Source organism: Amycolatopsis melonis, from assembly GCF_040064235.1.
Taxonomy (GTDB): Bacteria; Actinomycetota; Actinomycetes; order Mycobacteriales; family Pseudonocardiaceae; genus Amycolatopsis; species Amycolatopsis melonis.
This window is the reverse complement of the sequence record NZ_JBDZYD010000001.1, coordinates 85,241-104,586: the sequence shown is the minus strand read 5'-3', so window position 1 is coordinate 104,586 and position 19,346 is coordinate 85,241. Positions and strand designations below refer to the sequence as shown.

Annotated in this window: 17 protein-coding genes; 7 read left to right on the top strand and 10 right to left on the bottom strand. The window is 71.4% G+C overall.

What is annotated here, in order from left to right; genetic code table 11:
* The first annotated feature begins 57 nt into the window (after window positions 1-57).
* From ABJI51_RS00500 to ABJI51_RS00490, 3 genes are read left to right on the top strand one after another with little or no spacing between them, the layout of a single operon-like run.
* Complete coding sequence (locus ABJI51_RS00500; protein ID WP_348946820.1) at window positions 58-1,041, top strand: Zn-ribbon domain-containing OB-fold protein; 984 nt, start codon at window positions 58-60, stop codon at window positions 1,039-1,041.
* Window positions 1,042-1,048: 7 nt separating this feature from the next.
* A complete protein-coding gene (locus ABJI51_RS00495; RefSeq protein ID WP_348946818.1) occupies window positions 1,049-2,062 on the top strand; it encodes a thiolase domain-containing protein in 1,014 nt (337 codons plus the stop codon).
* Window positions 2,059-3,222, top strand: coding sequence for a thiolase domain-containing protein (locus tag ABJI51_RS00490; protein WP_348946817.1), 1,164 nt, complete (start codon window positions 2,059-2,061; stop codon window positions 3,220-3,222). The genes ABJI51_RS00495 and ABJI51_RS00490 overlap by 4 nt, the downstream gene beginning before the upstream one ends.
* On the opposite strand, the gene ABJI51_RS00485 is transcribed toward ABJI51_RS00490, so the two are convergent.
* Genes ABJI51_RS00485 through ABJI51_RS00475 form a run of 3 tightly spaced genes read right to left on the bottom strand, consistent with a single transcriptional unit; the run spans window position 3,223 to window position 6,350 of the window.
* Window positions 3,223-4,245: a YhjD/YihY/BrkB family envelope integrity protein gene (locus ABJI51_RS00485; RefSeq protein ID WP_348946816.1), complete on the bottom strand. Its 1,023-nt coding sequence runs from the start codon at window positions 4,243-4,245 to the stop codon at window positions 3,223-3,225.
* 49 nt (window positions 4,246-4,294) lie between these two features.
* Complete coding sequence (locus ABJI51_RS00480) at window positions 4,295-5,086, bottom strand: transglutaminase-like domain-containing protein (RefSeq protein WP_348946815.1); 792 nt, start codon at window positions 5,084-5,086, stop codon at window positions 4,295-4,297.
* Between the two features lie 37 nt (window positions 5,087-5,123).
* Window positions 5,124-6,350, bottom strand: coding sequence for a cytochrome P450 (locus ABJI51_RS00475; RefSeq protein ID WP_348946814.1), 1,227 nt, complete (start codon window positions 6,348-6,350; stop codon window positions 5,124-5,126).
* A gap of 232 nt (window positions 6,351-6,582) precedes the next feature.
* On the opposite strand from ABJI51_RS00475, the gene ABJI51_RS00470 reads away from it, so the two are divergent.
* Genes ABJI51_RS00470 through ABJI51_RS00460 form a run of 3 tightly spaced genes read left to right on the top strand, consistent with a single transcriptional unit; the run spans window position 6,583 to window position 10,150 of the window.
* Window positions 6,583-7,740 (top strand): steroid 3-ketoacyl-CoA thiolase, encoded by a 1,158-nt coding sequence (locus tag ABJI51_RS00470; RefSeq protein ID WP_348946813.1) that lies wholly within the window; start codon window positions 6,583-6,585, stop codon window positions 7,738-7,740.
* A 51-nt stretch (window positions 7,741-7,791) separates the two neighbouring features.
* Complete coding sequence (locus tag ABJI51_RS00465) at window positions 7,792-8,589, top strand: alpha/beta fold hydrolase (RefSeq protein WP_348946812.1); 798 nt, start codon at window positions 7,792-7,794, stop codon at window positions 8,587-8,589.
* 58 nt (window positions 8,590-8,647) lie between these two features.
* Complete coding sequence (locus tag ABJI51_RS00460) at window positions 8,648-10,150, top strand: P-loop NTPase family protein (RefSeq protein ID WP_348946811.1); 1,503 nt, start codon at window positions 8,648-8,650, stop codon at window positions 10,148-10,150.
* 6 nt (window positions 10,151-10,156) lie between these two features.
* Here the strand turns inward: ABJI51_RS00460 and ABJI51_RS00455 are convergent, their stop codons facing one another.
* From ABJI51_RS00455 to ABJI51_RS00435, 5 genes are read right to left on the bottom strand one after another with little or no spacing between them, the layout of a single operon-like run.
* Window positions 10,157-10,978: a MerR family transcriptional regulator gene (locus tag ABJI51_RS00455; protein ID WP_348946810.1), complete on the bottom strand. Its 822-nt coding sequence runs from the start codon at window positions 10,976-10,978 to the stop codon at window positions 10,157-10,159.
* Window positions 10,979-11,028: 50 nt separating this feature from the next.
* The gene (locus ABJI51_RS00450; RefSeq protein WP_348946809.1) at window positions 11,029-12,231 is read right to left on the bottom strand and encodes a metal-dependent hydrolase family protein; all 1,203 of its coding nucleotides are present in this window, start codon (window positions 12,229-12,231) and stop codon (window positions 11,029-11,031) included.
* Window positions 12,228-13,649: a sodium:solute symporter family protein gene (locus ABJI51_RS00445; protein WP_348946808.1), complete on the bottom strand. Its 1,422-nt coding sequence runs from the start codon at window positions 13,647-13,649 to the stop codon at window positions 12,228-12,230. Before ABJI51_RS00445 ends, ABJI51_RS00450 begins: the two co-directional genes overlap by 4 nt.
* Window positions 13,646-13,852 (bottom strand): hypothetical protein, encoded by a 207-nt coding sequence (locus tag ABJI51_RS00440; protein ID WP_348946807.1) that lies wholly within the window; start codon window positions 13,850-13,852, stop codon window positions 13,646-13,648. Before ABJI51_RS00440 ends, ABJI51_RS00445 begins: the two co-directional genes overlap by 4 nt.
* The gene (locus tag ABJI51_RS00435; protein ID WP_348946806.1) at window positions 13,849-15,042 is read right to left on the bottom strand and encodes a M20 metallopeptidase family protein; all 1,194 of its coding nucleotides are present in this window, start codon (window positions 15,040-15,042) and stop codon (window positions 13,849-13,851) included. The genes ABJI51_RS00440 and ABJI51_RS00435 overlap by 4 nt, the downstream gene beginning before the upstream one ends.
* A 68-nt stretch (window positions 15,043-15,110) precedes the next feature.
* On the opposite strand from ABJI51_RS00435, the gene ABJI51_RS00430 reads away from it, so the two are divergent.
* Window positions 15,111-16,175: an Lrp/AsnC family transcriptional regulator gene (locus ABJI51_RS00430; RefSeq protein WP_348946804.1), complete on the top strand. Its 1,065-nt coding sequence runs from the start codon at window positions 15,111-15,113 to the stop codon at window positions 16,173-16,175.
* Between the two features lie 706 nt (window positions 16,176-16,881).
* On the opposite strand, the gene ABJI51_RS00425 is transcribed toward ABJI51_RS00430, so the two are convergent.
* Window positions 16,882-17,787 (bottom strand): SCO0930 family lipoprotein, encoded by a 906-nt coding sequence (locus tag ABJI51_RS00425; RefSeq protein WP_348946803.1) that lies wholly within the window; start codon window positions 17,785-17,787, stop codon window positions 16,882-16,884.
* Window positions 17,788-17,832: 45 nt separating this feature from the next.
* Window positions 17,833-19,254 (bottom strand): DUF1996 domain-containing protein, encoded by a 1,422-nt coding sequence (locus ABJI51_RS00420; RefSeq protein WP_348946802.1) that lies wholly within the window; start codon window positions 19,252-19,254, stop codon window positions 17,833-17,835.
* Window positions 19,255-19,346: the final 92 nt, after the last annotated feature.

Sequence of the window (19,346 nt, the reverse complement as noted above, 5' to 3'; positions counted from 1 at the left end):
TGACCAGACCCAGCCCACGGAGGAATCTTGTCGCCAGAACGAGAACATGTTTCACTCATGGACGTGACCGAGACACCGCTGGCGGCACCCCTGAACGTCGGCTTCGACTACACCCGCTCGACCGGGCCGGTGCTGGGCCGCTTCGTCAACGCGCTGCGTGACCACCGCATCGAGGGCGTCCGGGGCAGCGACGGCCGCGTGCACGTTCCCCCGGTCGAGTACGACCCCGTGACCGCCGAACAGCTCAGCGAGTTCGTTCCCGTTGCCGACGAGGGCACCGTCGTCTCGTGGTCGTGGTGTGCGCGGCCGCTCGACGGGCAGCCTCTGGACCGGCCGTTCGCCTGGGCTCTCGTGAAGCTCGATGGTGCCGACACCGCCATGCTGCACGCCGTGGACGCCGGTTCGCCCGAGAAGATCCACAGTGGACAGCGGGTGCGCGTCCGATGGGCCGAGGAGACCGTCGGGCACATCCGGGACATCGCCTACTTCCTCCCCGTGGACGCCGAGGACACCACGCCGACCGCGCCCGCTCCCCCGGTTGCCGAACGTGACGAAGGGGCGCCCGTCAGCGTTGTCATCACTCCGGTGCACCTGAAGTACATGCACTCCGCGTCACCCGAGGAGAGCACCTACCTGCGCGGGCTCGCCGAAGGCCGGATGATCGGCCAGCGCTGCCCCGCCTGCGGGAAGGTCTACATCCCGCCGCGGGGCGCCTGCCCGACCGACGGCGTGCCCACCACCGACGAGGTCGAACTGCCCGACACCGGCATCGTCACCACCTTCTGCATCGTCAACGTCCCCTTCCTCGGCCAGCGGATCAAGCCGCCGTACGTCGCCGCCTACATCCTGCTCGACGGCGCCGACATCGCCTTCCTGCACCTCGTGCTCGGCTGCGCCGCCGAGGAGGTGCGGATGGGCATGCGCGTGCGCGCCGCCTGGAAGCCGCGGGAGGAGTGGTGGACGTCGCTGGAGAACATCAGCCACTTCGAGCCGACCGGCGAGCCGGACGCCGCCTACGAAACCTTCGCCCACCACCTGTGAGGTCCTGATGCCAGACGTCGCGATCGCCGGCTTCGCGCAGGCCCCCAACGTGCGCGAGACGCCGGGCACCACCAACGGCGTGGAAATGCTCGTCCCGATCTTCGCCGAGGTCTTCGCGCAGACCGGGTTGTCCAAACAGGACATCGGATTCTGGTGCTCCGGCTCGTCGGACTACCTGGCCGGGCGGGCGTTCTCGTTCATCGCCGCGGTCGACGCCATCGGCGCGTTCCCGCCGATCCACGAGTCCCACGTCGAGATGGACGCCGCCTGGGCGTTGTACGAGGCGTGGCTGAAGATCAAGATGGGCGAAGTCGAGACCGCGCTCGTCTACGGCTTCGGCAAGTCCAGCGCCGGCCGGCTGCGCCGGGTGCTCGCCCTGCAGCTCGACCCGTACGTCGTCACTCCACTGTGGCCGGACTCGATCTCGATCGCCGGGATCCAGGCACGGCTCGGGCTGGAGGCGGGGCTGTGGTCCGAAAAGGACCTTGCCGAGGTCGCCGCGCGCGCCACCGGCAAAGAGGTCAGCGAGCTGCTCGACAGCCCGTACTTCGCCGATCCGCTGCGCCGTCACGACATCGCGCCGATCACCGACGGCGCCGCGGTTATCGTGCTGTCCACTGTGGAACGCGCGCGTGACATCGTCGAGCGGCCCGCCGTCATCGCCGGGATCGAGCACCGCGTCGACTCCCCCGTGCTCGGCGCCCGCGACCTGACCCGCAGCCCGTCTGCCGAGGCCGCGGCGAAGGCCCTCGACCTCGACGGCGCCGACCTCGCCGAGCTGCACGCGCCGTTCACGCACCAGGAGCTGATCCTGCGCAGTGCCCTCGGCCTCGGCGACGGCGTGAAGATCAACCCGTCCGGCGGCGCGCTGGCCGCGAACCCGATGTTCTCCGCCGGGCTGGCCCGCATCGGCGAGGCGGCGCAGCGGATCCACCGCGGCGAATCCCGCAAGGCTGTGGCGCACGCGACGAGCGGCCCGGCCCTGCAACAGAACCTGGTGACCGTGCTGGAGGCCCGATGACCAAGCAGCTCACCGCCGTGCTCGGCACCGGCCAGACGCACCACCGCGCCAAGCGCGCCGACGTCTCGATGCCGGGCCTGCTGCGCGAGGCGATCGACCGCGCCATGACCGACGCCCAGGTGGAGTGGGCCGACATCGACGCCGTCGTGCTCGGCAAGGCGCCGGACCTGTTCGAGGGCGTGATGATGCCCGAGCTGTTCCTCGCCGACGCGCTCGGCGCGACCGGGAAACCGTTGCTGCGCGTGCACACCGCCGGGTCGGTCGGCGGCTCGACGGCGCTGGTCGCGGCCTCGCTCATCCAGGCCGGGGTGCACCGCCGGGTGCTCACGGTGGCGTACGAGAAGCAGTCCGAATCGAACGCGATGTGGGGCCTGTCGATCCTGCCGCCGTTCCAGATGCCGGTCGGCGCCGGGGCGGGCGGGTACTTCGCGCCGCACGTGCGGTCCTACATCCGCCGATCCGGGGCGCCCGAGCACGTCGGGGCGATCGTCGCGGCCAAGGACCGCCGCAACGGCGCGCTGAACCCGTACGCGCACCTGCGGCAGCCGGACATCACCGTGGAGTCGGTGCGGCAGTCGCAGATGCTGTGGGACCCGATCCGCTACGACGAGACGTGCCCGTCGTCCGACGGCGCGTGCGCGATGGTGCTCGGCGACGAGGCCGCCGGTGACGCGGTCGAAGGCGGCGCGGCGTGGGTCCTGGCGACGGCGATGCGCACCGAGCCGACCACGTTCGCCGGCCGCGACCAGGTCAACCCGCAGGCGGGGCGCGACGCCGCGGCCGCGCTGTGGGCCGAGGCGGGCATCACCGACCCGATGTCCGAAGTGGACGTCGCGGAGATCTACGTGCCGTTCTCCTGGTTCGAGCCGATGTGGCTGGAGAACCTCGGCTTCGCGCCCGAGGGCGAGGGCTGGAAGGTCACCGAGGCGGGCGAGACGGCAATCGGCGGACGGCTGCCGTGCAACCCGTCCGGCGGAGTGCTGTCGTCGAACCCGATCGGCGCGTCCGGCATGCTGCGGTTCTCCGAGGCGGCGAAGCAGGTCATGGGCCGGGCCGGCGACTACCAGGTCGACGGCGCCCGCGTCGCGCTCGGGCACGCCTACGGCGGCGGGTCGCAGTACTTCTCGATGTGGCTGGTGGGCTCGGAGAAGCCGAGCTGATCACTCGCGGCGGGAGCGGCGCCAGCGCAGGGCCAGCAGGGTGCCGACCACGCCCGTGACGACGCCGACCGTGGCGGGCACCGCGACCGGCGGGTCCACCACGACCACCGGCTCGAGCACCACCGGGGCCGGGGGCTGGACCGGCTTCGGGGGTGCGTCCGAGCCCGTCGCCGTCCACGCCGTGACGTACACCAGCAGGCGCGCGACCAGCGAGATGAAGAAGATGAGGCCGATCACCGAGCCGAACGCGATGCCGGTCGGCGAGTCGCCGATGAGGCGCAGGTAGATCCCGCCTGCCAGCTTCAGCACCTCGAACCCGATGGCGAGCGCGATCGCGCCGCGGACCGCGCTGCGCACCCCGACCTTCTGCCGCGGCAGCCGGGTGAGCACCCACAGGAACACCAGCCAGTCGGCGGCCAGCGACAGCGGCACCGAGGACGCCGAGACCAGCTGGTGGCCCCAGCTCGTGTCGTCGAGGCCGGCCAGCCGCAGCAGGTAGCCGCCCAGCGCGGTGCCGGAGATGGTGAGCGTGAACGACACCAGCAGCGCCGCGGTCAGGCCCAGCAGCGCGAGCAGGTCGACGGCGATGAGCCGCAGCAGCGGCTGGTCCGAGCGGTTCTGGCCCCACAGCGCGGTCAGCGAGTCCCGCAGCGCGTTCATCCAGTTCCACCCCGAGTACAGGCCGATCCCCAGGCCGAACACCCCGACGCTGGTCCGCTGCTCGACGAACCCGGTGAGCAGCTCGGTCGCCTTGCCGCCGAGCCCGCCGGGCAGCGTCGACACGATCGCATGCACGAGCGTGTCGAGCAGGTGCGGCTGGCTGGCCAGCACGAACCCGGCGACCGACGAGGCGACCATCAGCAGCGGCACCAGCGACAGCAGGCTGAAGTAGGTGATCGAGGCGACGTAGTGGTAGCCGCCGCACTCGATGTAGCGGTTGGTCGCGCGGGCGATGTGGTCCAGCCACCGGTACCGGGCGCGTGCCCGGGCCCAGGGGCTCGGGGCCTTGGGGGAACTGTTCACGGAGACTGTCTACCCAGCCGGGGCCGTCTTTGCGCAGGCAACACGCGGATCAGCCGAGAACGACCAGCTCCGCCGGGTCGTCCGGGGGCAGCGCGCCGTCGGTCGTGGCGAACACCGTGCTGCCCAGGAAGTCCAGCTCGCAGCCGAGGGTGGCGAGGAACGCGGTGTCCGCGGCGTCGCGGCCGGTCGAGATCCGCAGCATGGTCCGGCGCGGCGCGAGGTGGGTGGCGTCGAAGACGTGCCAGTGACCGTCGACGGCGGCTTCGAAGACGGCGTGGAAGTCCATCGGGGCCAGCCCGGGCGCGTAGACGGCGACGTAGCGCGCGGGGATGTCGAGGGCCCGGCACAGGGTGATGCACACGTGCGCGAAGTCGCGGCAGACACCCTCGCCCGCCAGCAGGGTGTCGATCGCGTCGTCGGTCCCGCGGCTCGATCCGGCCACATAGGACAGTCGCTCGTGGACGTACCGGACGACGGCCTGCACCTGCTTCCTGGTGCTCTTCAAGGCGAACAGCTCAGGCGGGATCAGCCCGCCGATCCGGTCGGCCGGGCAGTACCGGCTCGGCCGGGTGAACACCGCGACGTCGGCGAGCGTGACCGGCTCGGGATCGGGCTCGGTCAGCACGCGCTCGGCGTGGTAGGTGACGCGGTGCTCGCCGCGCGGCAGCTGGAAGACCTCGGCCCGCGTGCCGTGCTCGAACTCGACGAGCGTGCTCTCGCCGTGCCAGGACACGGTGAGTTCCTCGGTGTCGGCGTGCGCCGCGGCGACCGAGATCGCCGCGGGTCCGGGTTCGGTGACGCGGACGGCGAACTCGACGTCCACGGTCGCACGGGAGGCCATCGCCCCATGATGACAGCCCGGCCCGCGCGGCGAGTCCTCAGGCGTAGTTCACCGGGTAGTGCTTGATGCCGTTGAGCCAGCTCGACCGCAGCCGCACCGGGGGTGCCGCCTCGGTGATGTTCGGCATCACGTCGGCGATCGCGTTGAAGATCAGGTCGATCTCCAGGCGGGCCAGGTTGGCGCCGATGCAGTAGTGCGAACCGGTGCCGCCGAAGCCCACGTGGGGGTTGTCCTCGCGGAAGATGTCGAACTTCTCCGGGTTTTCGAAGACTTCGTGGTCGAAGTTGGCGGAGCTGTAGAACAGGCCGACGCGGTCGCCCTTGCGGATGTGCGCGCCGCCCAGCTCGGTGTCGCGGGTGGCCGTGCGCTGGAACGCGACCACCGGGGTGGCCCAGCGGACGATCTCGTCGGGCGCGGTCTTCGGCCGGTGTTCCTTGTACAGCTCCCACTGGTCCGGGTGGTCCAGCAGCGCCTTCATGCCGTGGGTGATGGCGTTGCGCGTGGTCTCGTTGCCGGCGACGGCGAGCAGGATGACGAAGAACCCGAACTCGTCGGAGCCGAGCGCCTCACCGTCGACATCGGCGTGGATGAGCTTCGTGACGATGTCGTCCATCGGGCAGCGGCGCCGGTCCTCGGCCATGTTCCACGCGTAGCCGATCAGCTGCGCCGAGGCCTCCAGCGGCTCGACCTCGTACTCGGGGTCGTCGTAGGCGACCATCTGGTTGGACCAGTCGAAGATCTTCAGCCGGTCCTCCTGCGGGATGCCGATCAGCTCGGCGATCGCCTGCAGCGGCAGCTCGCACGCGACGTCGGTGACGAAGTCGCCCGACCCCTTCTTCCGCGCCTCGGTGACGATCCGGTCGGCGCGCTCGCGCAGCGTGTCCTCCAGCTTCGCGATGGACCGCGGGGTGAAGCCCTTCGACACGATCCGCCGCAGCTTGGTGTGCTGCGGGGCGTCCATGTTGAGCAGCACCAGGCGGTTCGCCTCGAGGTTGTCCTCGGTCATGTTCTCGTCGAACCGGATGATGGCGGTCTTCTCCCGCGAGGAGTACAGCGTGCTGTCGCGGGAGACCTCCTTGATGTCCGCGTGGCGCGAGACGACCCAGTAACCGTCGTCGCGGTAGCCCGCGACGTTGTGCTTCTGGGGGTTCCACCACACCGGGGCCGTCCGCCGCAGCTCGGCGAACTCCGCCACCGGGAGTCGTTGCGCGAGGAGATCGGGATCGGTGAAGTCGAACCCGGCGGGGATGAGCGGAGCGGCCACGTTGCCTCCCACGGTTCGGCTTGGAACACGTTCTAGGTTGGATTAGAGCATACGGTGTTAACTTCCGGAAGACCGTCGAGTGAAACCTGTTTACTTGACCGATGAGGCCAGGTGAGCAACCGCTCACCTGGGAAAGATCAAGATTGGGCCAATCCTGCGCCGACTTGCACAAAACGATAACTTGTTCTAATTTTCGAGTCAGTGAACAGTGTTTCCCGACGAAGGGGACGACATGGGCGTGCCGGTCATCGTCGAAGCCGTGCGGACTCCCATCGGCAAGCGGGGCGGGCTGCTGGCCGGCCTGCACGCGGCCGAGCTGCTGGGCGCCGCGCAGCAGGCCCTGCTCGACCGCGCCGGGATCGACCCGGCGCTCGTCGAGCAGCTGATCGGCGGCTGCGTGACGCAGGCCGGCGAGCAGTCGAACAACGTCACGCGCACGGCGTGGCTGCACGCGGGCCTGCCGGAAACGGCGGGCGCGACGACGATCGACGCCCAGTGCGGCTCGGCACAGCAGGCGGCACACCTGGTCGCGGGCCTGATCGCGGCGGACGCCATCGAGGTCGGCGTGGCGTGCGGTGTCGAGGCGATGAGCCGCGTCCCGCTGGGCACCAACCGCGCGGGCGCGTCGCCGCGGCCGTCGTCGTGGTCGATCGACCTACCCAACCAGTACGGCGCGGCGGAGCGGATCGCGGTCCGCCGCGGCCTGACCCGCGCCGACGTCGACGCGTTCGGCGCGGCCTCCCAGCACAAGGCGGCGGCCGCGTGGGAGGCGGGCCACTTCGACCGCGAGGTCGTCCCGGTGAAGGCGCCGGTCCTGTCGGCCGAGGGTGAGCCGACCGGCGAAACCCGCCTGGTGGCACGGGATCAGGGCCTGCGCGAGACGACGGTCGAGGGCTTGGCGCGGCTGAAGCCGGTGGTGGCGGACGGCATCCACACGGCCGGAACGTCGTCCCAGATTTCCGACGGCGCGGCGGCGCTGCTGCTGGTGGACTCCGCCCGTGCCGCGGAGCTGGGCCTGCGGCCGCGAGCGCGGATCGTCGCACAGGCACTGGTGGGCGCGGAGCCGTACTACCACCTGGACGGACCGATCCGCGCGACCGAACGCGTGCTGGCCCGCACCGGGATGACCGTGGCCGACGTGGATCTGTTCGAGGTCAACGAGGCGTTCGCGTCGGTGGCGTTGTCGTGGCAGCAGGTGGTGGGCCCGGACCCGGCCCGGGTCAACGTGAACGGCGGCGCGATCGCCCTCGGCCACCCGGTGGGCAGCACCGGAGCCAGGCTGCTGACGACGGCGTTGCACGAGCTGGAACGCCGGGACGCCACAACGGCACTGGTGACGATGTGCGCGGGCGGCGCCCTCGCCACGGCGAGCATCATCGAGCGGCTCTGACACCGAACACCCGAGGCCGCGCCTCGAGCGGGTTGTGCTTGACTTCGGGGCATGATCTCGGAGAGCCGTTGCCCCGTGGAGGACGGTGAGCTCCTCGTCCGCCGCGGCGGTGAGGGCCCGGTGCTGCTGCTGATCGCCGGGGGCACCGGATCGGGGGACTCCTACCGTGCGCTGGCGAAACACCTCTACGCGGACTACACCGTGGTCACCTACGACCGGCGCGGGCACTTCGGCAGCTCCGACGCCACCACCGGGCCGGTTCCCGTGGCGCTGCAGGCCGACGACGCCCTGGCGGTGCTCGACCACGTCACCGATGGCCCGGCGCTGGTGTTCGGCTCGAGTGCGGGCGCGCTCATCGGGCTCGACCTCGTTGCCCGTCACTCGCAGCGCGTCACGACGCTCGTCGCGCACGAACCTCCGGCCGTGCACCTGATGCCGGATGCCGGTGGGTGGCTCGAAGCCGCCGCGGAACAGGTGCGGCTGGCCCGTTCGGGTGAGCTGATGGCCGCCGTCACGCGCTTTGCCGACGCCATTGCCGGGGCGGCGCTGCCGGACCTGCCGAACATCCGGCTGCCGCACGAACAGGACTGGATCCGGCTGTTCGACCGCGAGCTGACTTCGTTCTTCGACTACCTGCCGGACCTGCGTGCCCTGCGCAAGGCGAGCACGGAGATCTTCCCGGCGGCCGGCGAAGGCAGCCGCGGGCGGTACCACTACCAGCCTGCCAAGATCCTCGCGCTGGAACTGGGGCTGCCGTTCACCGAAATGCCCGGCGCGCACCTGGCCCCGCAGCGGAATCCGGCGAAGTTCGCGGCCGCGCTGAAGGACCTGCTGAACCCGGAAGGCTGAGCGGGACGAGCCTGTCGGCGGTGTCCGCCACCGCGGCCGCTGCCTACGCTGGAGCGGCATGACGCAGGCCATTCAGCTGCACCTCAACCAGGCGCTGATGCGGATCCCGCGCCGTGCCGAAAGCGCCGACCGGGCCACGCTCGCCGCCACCTACGTCGCCGCCGGGTCGTTCTCCGCCCTGATCAACTCCGCGGACCACCAGATCCTCTTCGGCCGTCGGGGCACCGGGAAGACCCACGCGCTGCTGCACCTGCACGACCTCGTCACCCGCACCGGCGACGTCGCCGTCTACGTCGACCTGCGCACCATCGGCTCGACCGGCGGCCTGTACGCCAACGAAGCGGTGAGTGCCGCCCAGCGCGGCACGCAACTGCTCGTGGACACCCTGGAAGCCGTCCACGACCAGCTGCTCGCGCTGGCCGTCGAGGGGCAGGTCCCCGTCCAGGACCGGTTCCTGCACGGCCTCGACGCGCTGGTCGCCGCGGCGACCGAGGTCGAGGTCGTCGGGGAGACCGAGCACGAGCAGACCCGCAGCGACGCCGACGAACGCGACAGCGGCTTCGAGGCTTCGCTGGGCCGGACGGCAGGCGGCGCGGCCCGCCTGCACCACAAGGCTTCCCGGACCGCGTCGAGCCGCCGGAAACGCACCGGTGTCGAGCAGCACCGCGTCCTGTTCGGCCCGCTCAGCCGGGCACTGCAGGCCGTCGCCGACGGGATCCGGCCCGCGCGGCTGTGGCTGCTGCTCGACGAATGGAGCAGCGTTCCCCTTGACCTGCAACCGTTCCTGGCGGACCTGCTGCGCCGGGGCGTGCTGCCGGTCCGCGGGGTCACGGTGAAGCTCGCCGCCATCGAACACCGCTCGCGGTTCTTCGTCCCGGTACACGACGACTACCTCGGGATCGAGGCAGGCGCCGACGCGGCGTCCACGGTGAGCCTCGACGAAGCCCTGGTCTTCGGCCAGTCACGCGAACGCGCCGAAGCGTTCTTCCGGCAGCTGTTCCACAACCACGTCCGGCCGGTCCTCGAGACGATGGTGCGCTCGGCGGCCCCCGGGATCGACGAGTTCGCCAGGAGCGCGTTCCACGAAGGCGCGTTCACCGAGCTGGTCCGGGCCGCCGAAGGAGTGCCGCGCGACGCGATCAACATCGCCGCGCTCGCCGCGCAGCACGCGCACACCGCCCGGATCGGCGTCGGCCACGTGCGCCGGGCGGCGCAGGACTGGTACCTGCGCGACAAGAAGGCCGCGGTGAGCCGGGACCACGACGCCGAGGCGCTGCTGGCGCGGCTGGTCGACGAGGTGGTGGGCCGCCGCCGGTCGCGGACCTTCCTGCTGCCGGCGGGCGGCCGCCCGGCCGCGGTCGAGGCCCTGTGCGACGCGCGCCTGCTGCACGTCCTGCGCCGGGGCGTGGTGGATCCCCGCCGCCCGGGACGGACGTACGACGGCTTCGCCATCGACTACGGCTGTTACGTCGCGCTGCTGGCGGAGGACAGCAAGGCCGTCCCCGCCGACGCCTTTTCCTTCGACAGGGCCGTGATCGACCTCGACCGGCTGGCCACCTGAGCGGCGTCAGCCCCGGTCCACCGCGACCTGCAGCTCGGTGACCCAGTCGTCGCGGTTCTCCGGGCACTCCAGGTTCACCTCGCGCGGGTACCCGGCCGACCGGTAGCCGTGCGCGTCGATCCAGTGCGCCAGCGCCTGCGCAGTCGGCACCACGGTGTCCATCGACCCGTGGTGCACGATGGTCGCCGCCTCGCCGAGGGACGGCAGGTCGTGCACGCGGAAGTCGCCGTCCTGCACGGGAGCCGAGACCTCGACCGCGGCGTGGACGCTGATCCGGCCCTCGCCCTCCGGCGCGTCTTCGTAGTAGGCGACCCCGGGTCCTGTCGGCGTGATGCCCGCCGCGTCCAGGAGCCGGAACAGCTCGTCGTACAGCGGTCCGATGACCGGGCCGATGTCTTCCGGCCGGAAACTCGCGGCGGTCGCGGTCAGCTCGGCGACCCGGACGGCCGGGACGTTCTTGACGACGACGTCGTTCGCGGGCATGTGCCCCTCGCTTTCGATGGCCCGGAGCCTCGCCTCGACCTGGACCAGCCGTGCGGCCGCGGCGGCCATCGCGGTCTCCAGCTCCGCCCGCCGCAGCCGCAGCATGCCGCGCAGCTCCTCGGTGCCGACCTTGTCCTCGACGATGTCGCGGACCTGCTGGAGGGTGAAGCCCAGCTCCTTGAGCGCGACGATCCGGTTGAGGCGGGCGAGCTGGGCGGCGGTGTAGTGGCGGTAGCCGCTGGCCGGGTCGACGTGGGCGGGCCGCAGCAGCCCGGTCGCGTCGTAGTGGCGCAGCATCCGGACCGACACGCGGCCGTGCCGGGCGAAGTCTCCGATGGTGAACATGGCGTCTCCGAGTCCACCGCCTGACACGGTGTGAGGGTCAAGGCGTCCGGTCAGACGACCCGGATGCCGTCCTTCCAGACCTCCCGGATCGCCGGGGCCAGCGCCGGGAAGTCGTACGGGTCGCCGGCCACCACCACGAGGTCCGCGCGCAGCCCCGGCGCGATCCGGCCCAGCTCGCCGTCGAGGCCCATCAGGCGCGCCGCCGAGGATGTCGTGGCCTCCAGGACGTCGCCCGGGGTCATCCCGCACGCCGCCATCAGGGCCAGTTCCTCGAGGTTCGTGCCGTGCGGGCCCACTCCGCTGTCGGTGCCCATCGCGATCCGGACGCCCGCCGCGTACGCGCGGCGGACCGAGTCGCGGTGGACCTCCACCACCTCGCGGGCCTTCGCCACCACCGCCGCCGGGAGGTCCACCCCCGCGTCGGCCGCGCGGACCACGTTGACCGGCGCGATCAGCGTCGGCACCAGCCACGTCCCGTGGCCGAGCATCAGCTCGATGGCCTCGTCGTCGAGGTAGATGCCGTGCTCGATGGAACGCACGCCCGCGCGGACGGCGTTCTTGATGCCCGCCGCGCCCTGGGCGTGCGCCATCACCGGGCGGCCCTGCATGGCCGCCTCGGTGACCAGGACGTCCAGCTCCTCCGGGGTGAACTGCGAGTGGCGCGGGTCGTCGCGCGGGGACAGCACGCCGCCGGTCGTGCACACCTTGAGGACGTCGGCGCCCGCGCGCAGCAGCGTCCTGGCCACCCGGCGCATCTCGTCGGGGCCGTCGGCCGTCGCGTCCGGGCGGCCCGGGTGCGGCGGCAGCAGCGGCACGCACTGCCCGGACGGGTACCAGCTGTCGCCGTGGCCGCCGGTCGGGCTGATCAGCCCGATCGAGATCTGCAGCCGCGGGCCGGGGATCAGGCCGTCGTCGACCGCCTGCTTGATGCCGAGGTCGGCGCCCGCCGCGTCACGGACCGTCGTGATGCCCAGCCCGAGCGTCGCCCACAGGTTCCGTGCCGCCTCGTAGAACTGGTAGGAGAACGGCTTCTGCACACGGGCCAGCAGCCCGATGTCGGACACGGTGACGTGCACGTGGCAGTCGAACAGCCCGGGCAGCAGCACCGCGCCGGCACAGTCGACGCCCTCGTCGCCGTCCAGGTCCGGGCCGACGTCGACGATCCGGCCGTGCTCGACGGCGACGTCGGCAGGCGCCGGGTCCGCGCCGGTGCCGTCGAACACCGAGCCGCCGGTGAAGACCGTGCGCGTCACGCCGCCTCCTCCGAAGCCGACGGCACCGCGAGCCGTTCCACCACGGCCGCCAGCGCGAGCACGACGACGTTCGCGGCCAGCCCGACCAAGCCCACGTTGACCGTCCCGACGAGATGAGTGTCCACAAAGGTCAGCCAGACCACCACCAGCTCGCCGGCGATCAGCCCGGCCAGCACCGGGACCTTGCCGACGGGCACGCGCCGCAGGAAGCCCAGCAGGTTGGCCGGGGCCAGCTGGACCGACCCGGAATAGGTCAGCAGCAGCAGGTTGGCCAGCAGGTCCGGGCGGAAGATGCCGAGCACGAGGGCCAGCGTACTCGCGAGCACAACCGTGCCGTGGTTGATCCAGAACTGGCGGCGGCCGCTGCGGACGCGCACGATGTTGCGCGCCACCAGCGACGAGATGCCGATCAGGATGCCTGCCGCGGGCACCATCGCGGTGGCCGTCGCCGCGACCACGATGATGCCCGTCACCCAGCCGGGCAGGGCGTCCTTCGACAGCGTCAGCAATACGCCGTTCGGGTCACTTCCCTTGGGCACCACCAGGATCGCCGCGAACCCGACGAGCATCGGCAGCAGCAGGCACAGCTCGTAGACCGGCATCCAGGTGTAGTTGCGCCGCAGCACCTTCGGGTCGCGGGCGGACATCAGCGCGGGCCACGTGTGCGGCAGCGTCATCAGCCCGACGCCGATCGCGCTGACCAGCATGCTGGTCACGAACCAGACGTGATCGTTCGGTCCACTGTGGACGATCAGCTTCTCCGGGTGCAGCTGCTCGATCCTGCGGAACACCCCGCCGACCCCGCCGGCGAAGTGTGCCGGCACCGCGATGACCAGCACGACCAGCGCCACCAGCATGATGCCGTCCTTGAAGTAGGACGTCGCCGCGACGCCGCGCAGCCCGGCCCACAGCACGAACGCGACCACCAGCACGCTGCCGGTCACCATGCTCAGCGTCGCCGACGCCGCGTCGCCGGTCACCAGCCGGACGATCAGGCCCAGCCCGGTGATCTGCAGCTGCAGGTACGGCAGCACGAACACGACGCCGAGCACCGCCGACAGCGTCCCGAGCGTCCGGCTGGCGTAGCGGTCCTCCAGGAAGTCGCCCTGGGTAAGGTACCCGCGCTGCTTTCCCATCGTCCACAGGCGTTTCGCGAGGAAGAACAGGACGACGTAGGCGATCGGGACGTACGGCAGCGCGTACATCGCCGCGACGCCGCCGGAGAAGGCCAGGCCGGCCATGCCGAGGAAGGTGAAGGTGGTGAACACCTCCCCCGCCTGCAGGAACCACATCGTCACGGCGCCGAAGCGGCGGCCGCCGACGGTCCATTCGGCCAGGTCCGCGGCCGGGCGGCGCCGCCCGACGAAGCCGAGCACGCCGATCAGCGCGATACCGGCCAGTGTGAAGGCGAGGATCACCGGTCGTCCTCCTTCGCGCGCATCAGGCGTTCCGACAGCAGCAGGGCGGGGGTGAACATGAGGCACCAGAACGCACCCCACACGACCATCCGCGGCAGCCCGAGCCACAGCCCGGTGGTGTTGACGAACGGCAGGAACGGCATCAGGACCAGCGCCAGGACCGGGAGCACCGGCGGCCAGTGGTAGCTGCGCACCGGCGTCACCCGGCCAGCTGCGCGAGTCGGCGGACAGCCAGCTCGGCCAGCAGCGCGGCGCCGTCGCCGAGCACGCTGTCGTCGAAGCGGGCACGCGGCGAGTGGTTGTCCGCGGCCGTCGCCGGATCGCCGGGGCACGCGCCGAGGAAGAGGTAGGCGCCCGGAACCCGGTCCAGGACGCGGGAAAAGTCCTCCGACCCGGTGATCGGGTCGGCCATCTCGGTGAACCGCTCCTCGCCGAAGACGTCGCGGATCGTGTCGGCGACGAACGCGTACGCCCCGGCGTCGTTGACCGTCGCGGGGTACTCCGGCTCGTAGGTGACGTCGACGCCGAGCCCGTGTGCGGCGGCGATGCCCTCGCACACCTGCACGGCCCGCTCCCCCACCCGGGCCGCGACCTCCGGGGAGAAGGACCGCAGCGTCGCCTCGAACACCGCCTCGTCCGGGATGATGTTGCGCCGGGTGCCGGCGTGGAACGAGCCGACGGTGATCACCACGGGATCGAAGACGTCGAAGGTGCGCGTGACCATCGTCTGCAGCGCGGTCACCATCTCGCAGGCCGCCGGGATCGGGTCGCGGGCGTCGTGCGGCGACGAGCCGTGGCCGCCGTCGCCGAGCACGCGGACGGACAGGGCGCCCGAGGCCGCCATCAGCGTGCCCGGCCGGGCGACGAACTGGCCCTTCGCGTAGCTGGCGGCGGAAACGTGCAGGCCGTAGGCGGCGTCGACGTGCTTGCCGGACGCGGTCAGGACGCCCTCTTCGATCATGTGCCCGGCGCCGTCCCAGCCTTCCTCGCCGGGCTGGAACATGAACACGACGTCGCCGGGGAGATCGGCGCGGCGGGCCGCGAGCAGCCGGGCGGCGCCGACCAGGCCCGCGGTGTGCAGGTCGTGGCCGCAGGCGTGCATCGCGCCGTCGATGGTGGAGCTGAAGTCCTCGCCGCTGGCTTCGGTAACCGGCAGGGCGTCCATGTCGCCGCGCAGCAGCACGGTGCCGCCGGGCTTGCCGCCGCGCAGGACGGCGGTGACCGAGGACAGGTTCTTGCCGAGGCTGATTTCGAGGTCGAGGCCGTCCAGTGCGGCGAGGACCCGCTCCTGGGTGCGCGGCAGGTGCAGGCCGATCTCGGGGATGCGGTGCAGGTCGCGGCGCAGGGCGACCAGGTCGTCGAGCAGGGCGGCGGCATCGGATCGCAGGGTCATCCGCCGATCATGCGAGAGTCGAGCACAATGGCCGGGGAAAATGTGCGAAACCGCCGCTGCGAGGTCCGATGAGCGAAGAATCCGCCATGTTGCCCGAGCAGGATCTCAAACTGGTCGACGCGCTCCAGGCGGCACCGCGGGCGTCGTGGTCGGCGCTGGGCCGCGCGCTCGGCCTGAGCGCGGTGACCGCGGCCCGCCGCTGGGACGCGCTCGCCGAACGCGGCGACGCCTGGTTCACCGCCTACGCGGGCGGCGAGCTGACCGCACCACTGGCGCTGGCGTTCGTCGAGATCGACTGCGAGCCGGGCACCGCGCTCGCCGTCGCCGCGGCGCTGGCGGCCGACGTGCACGTGGTGACCGTGGAGTACGTGGCCGGGTCGTGCGATCTGCTCGCCCACGTCGTCACGCCGACGTTGCGGGAGCTGGGAACGCACGTGCTGGAGCGGGTGACGACGGTGCCGGGAGTCGCGCGGGTGCGCACGACGTTGTCGCCACGGATGTTCACCGAGGGCAGCCGCTGGCGGGTGCGAGCGATCTCGCCGGGCCAGCGGCGGGCGCTGTCCCCGAAACCGGCTCGCCACCGGACCCCGCTGCGGTTCGACGACGCGGACCGCGCGCTGGTCCTGGCGTTGGGAGCGGACGCCCGCGCGTCGGCGGCGGCGCTGGCCGCGGAACTCGGCCTCGGGGCAACGACGGTCCGGCGGCGCCTGGAGACATTGCTGGGCCGCGGCGCGATCCGCGTCCGGTGCGAGATCGCGCGATCGGTGTCACCGGCGCCGGTCACGGTGACGCTGTGGCTGCGCGTGCCCCCGGACAAGCTGGAGTCGACGGCGCGGTCGCTGGCGATGCTGCCGGAGGTGCGCATGTGCGCGGCTCTGACCGGGACGGCGAACCTGATGCTGGTGGTGTGGCTGCCGTCGCAGCACGACACTGTTGCGCTGGAAGGGGTTCTGGCGGCGAAGCTGCCGTGGCTGGAGATCACCGGCCGGGCGGTGACGCTGCGGAGCGTCAAGCTGATGGGCCGGTTGCTCGACGAGGCGGGCCGGAGCGCCGGGCGGGTGCCGCTGGACTTCTGGGCCGCGGTCCCCGTGCCGGAGCACGGGGACCGCAGCGGAGGCCGGTCCGGAGGATGAGGGGGGTGAGGTGGAGGGAAGCATCCACCGGACCGGGGTTTTCGGGGGGTGAGGAGGGCGGGGACCCGGCCGGGTGACCGAGGGGCGGCCACCGGGCCGGGGATCGGGGGCGGGATTCGCGTGCTGGGGGACGGAAGTCGCGTGATTGGGGGCGGAAGTCGTGTGGTTGGAGGCGGAACTCGCGTGATTGGGGGCGGAACTCGCGTGACTGGGGGCGGAACTCGCGTGACTGGGGGCGGAACTCGCGTGACTGGGGGCGGAACTCGCGTGATTGGACAGTCGACTCGCGTGATTGGACAGTCGACTCGCGTGATTGGACAGTCGACTCGCGTACCTGCAGGGACGACTCGCGTACCTGGAAGGGCATCGCGTGTGTCTGGGAGGGCATCTTGCGTGCGGGGAGGGGAATCGCGGATGGGAGAGTTCCGGCCGGTGGACGGGGGGGTGAGGTGGAGGGAAGCGTCCACCGGGCCGGAACTCGCGGGCGGGAGTGGCTCCCGCCGTGTTCCTCCTCCTTCGGGGTGAGGTGGAAATCCCGGCCCGGCGGACTGGGGGGGTGAGGTGGAGGGAAAGCGTCCACCGGGCCGGGGCTCGGGGTGCGGGACCCGAACGGTCCCGCGGTTTTCTGCGGTGGAGCAACCGGCCCGGCGGACTGGGGGGGTGAGGTGGAGGGAAGTGTCCGCCGGGCCGGGGTTCGAGGGGCGGGTCAGTACCCGCCGGAGGAAGGGCGGCGGGCCGGGTCTACCCGGCAGCCGCTGGGTTCCATGGCGTACCACGTGCCGCCCGCGCCGTGGCCGTTGGCTTCGCCGGGCGCGGCGTCCTGGGCGTAGGTGTAGACCGGCCAGCCGCCGACCGTCACCTGCATGGTGCCGTCGGCCCGGCGGAGCTGGCCGATCAGGCCGGTGTCGATGCTTTCGGCGACCGTGATCCGGCCGCCGGCGAGGACCGGTGGCCACTTGCGTGCGCAGTCACCGTCGCAAGTGGACTTTCCGGAACCCTTGCCGTCCTTGGTGAACAGGTAGAGCGTGTGGCCTTCCCGGTCGGTGAGCACCGGGCCGAGGCCGCCGACGTCGGTGGTGCCGACGGTCGTCGGCTTCTCCCCCGCCGGCGTGACGACCGCCCAGTCCGCGCTGACGTCCCGGCCGAGCGCGATGCCCGGCCCGGTGTCCTTGGCGTACCGGTAGACCGGACGGCCGCCGACCGTCACCTGCTTGCGGCCGTCGGGCCGGGTGACGAGGCCGACGAGCTGCGCGTCGACCCCGGCGGTGAGCGGCGGGACGTCGGACAGCAGCGGCGGCCACGTTTCCGCGCACGGTCCGGTGCAGCTCACCTGTGCCGTCCCGGCCCCGTCCTTGGCGTACCGGTAGAGCGTGTGCCCCTCGGCGTCGGCAAGAACGGGACCGAGACCATCCACAGTGGACGCTACGAGCTGCGCCTGCCCGGCCGTGGAACCGGCCGGAACCGCTCTCGGCACCGGAAGCTGCTGCGGCACACCGGCCGCCGCCGGGCGGACCGCGCCGGACGTGGCGTACGGGTTGGTCCCGCAGGCCACGACGAGCGCGGAACCGGCGACGGCGAGCACCACGGCAGCGACCGGGCGAGCACGGTTCATCGGGTTACTCCCTTCTGGATCCGGCTGACGGAGGACGGAAACCGGTTACTCCGCGCAGACCTTCCCGGAGTTGATGCAGTTGACCAGGCGGCCCATGATCTGACGGCTCATCACGTTCGCGAAGTCGTCGTGGTCGGAACGCGGGTTGTGCTTCTCCTGCGCGAAGGCGTCCACTTTGTACTGCTTGGCCTGCTGGACGTCCTGCGGGATGTCGTACACCAGGGTGACCTGCAGCTGCGGCACGTTCTTGAAGCCCTGCGGGCACTTGCCCTGCCGGTCGGCGAACACGATGTGGGTGCGGTGGTTCTCGCTGTCGGTGTTCTTGCCGTCCCAGCAGTTCGGGAAGGCGTGGATGCGCTCGACCTTGCTGCCCTTCGGGCAGATCGGGTAGAGATCGGTCAGCCGGTCCTCGAAGCCGGTGCAGGTCCAGCTGGGCCGGGCGTTGGCCGGGCCGTTGGTGCTCTGCTTGGCGTCACCGTAGAGGACACGCAGGCCGAGCGGCATCGCGGCGACCTGGTCGGCACCGCCGCCGATGAACTTCAGCTCCGCGGACTCCGGCTCGATGATCTCGCCGTCGTTGTCGCCGACCTCCTCGTTCGGGCCCTGGACACCGCCCAGCTGCTCCTGCTGCTGACCCTGGTTGTTGTTCTGCTGGTTCTGGTTCTTGCCGTCCTGGTTCTGGTTCTGCTGGTCCTGGTTCTTGCCGTCCTGATTCTGCTGGTTCTTGCCGTCCTGGTTCTGGTTCTGGTTCTGCTGACGGCGCTGGCGGTCCTGCTGCCCGTCGCGGTTCTGGTCCTGGTTCTGGTCCTGCTGCTGGGCGTTCTGGCCGTCGTTGCGTCCGGCGGACGCCTGACCGCCGCCGCGGCCGTCGCGCTCGCGCCGGTTCTGTTCCTGGGCGTCGCGGGCGTCCTGGGCGCTCTGGTCCTTGCGGACGTCGTCCGTCTTGCCCTTCTGCTGCTGCTGGGCCTTCTGGTTCTCGCTCTCGTTGGCCGCTTCGTCTTCGCGGTCGATGCGGATGACGGGCCAGAAGTACGCCGACTTGTCGCCGTTCTTGCAGGTGGTGCCGCCGGCGAGCAGGCTCTTCAGGTTCGAGTCGGCGTCGGTGGTCACGTTGCCGACGTAGTCGTGCAGGTGCTGGGCGCCGTTCTTGATCCCGGGCTGCGCGATGAAGTTGTCGGGGTTGTGGTGCGCGCCGTCGGCGTTGGTTCCACAGTCGACGGTGAAGGATCCCTGCGCGCCCTTCTTCTTCAGGGCGGCGTTGACATTGTTGCCTGCGGGGACCTTGGTGATGTCGATGTAGAACGACGGGTCCGCGGCGTCCGCGCTGGCCTCGCCCGTGCGGCCCGTGGTGACCGCGACAGCGAGAGCGCCGACGGCGATCGCCAGGCCGATCGCCCCCATCGCGATCTTGGTTCGGCGGGCAACGCGGTGCTTGCCCGTCACGGGGGACCGAGAATTGCGGGCCATAGACTAGTTCACCTCGTTCGTTTTTCCGGGCACGCCGAACAGCGCGGCAGCCCGGGCAAGAACTACCGATAATTGAGGTCGAGATCGCGCGG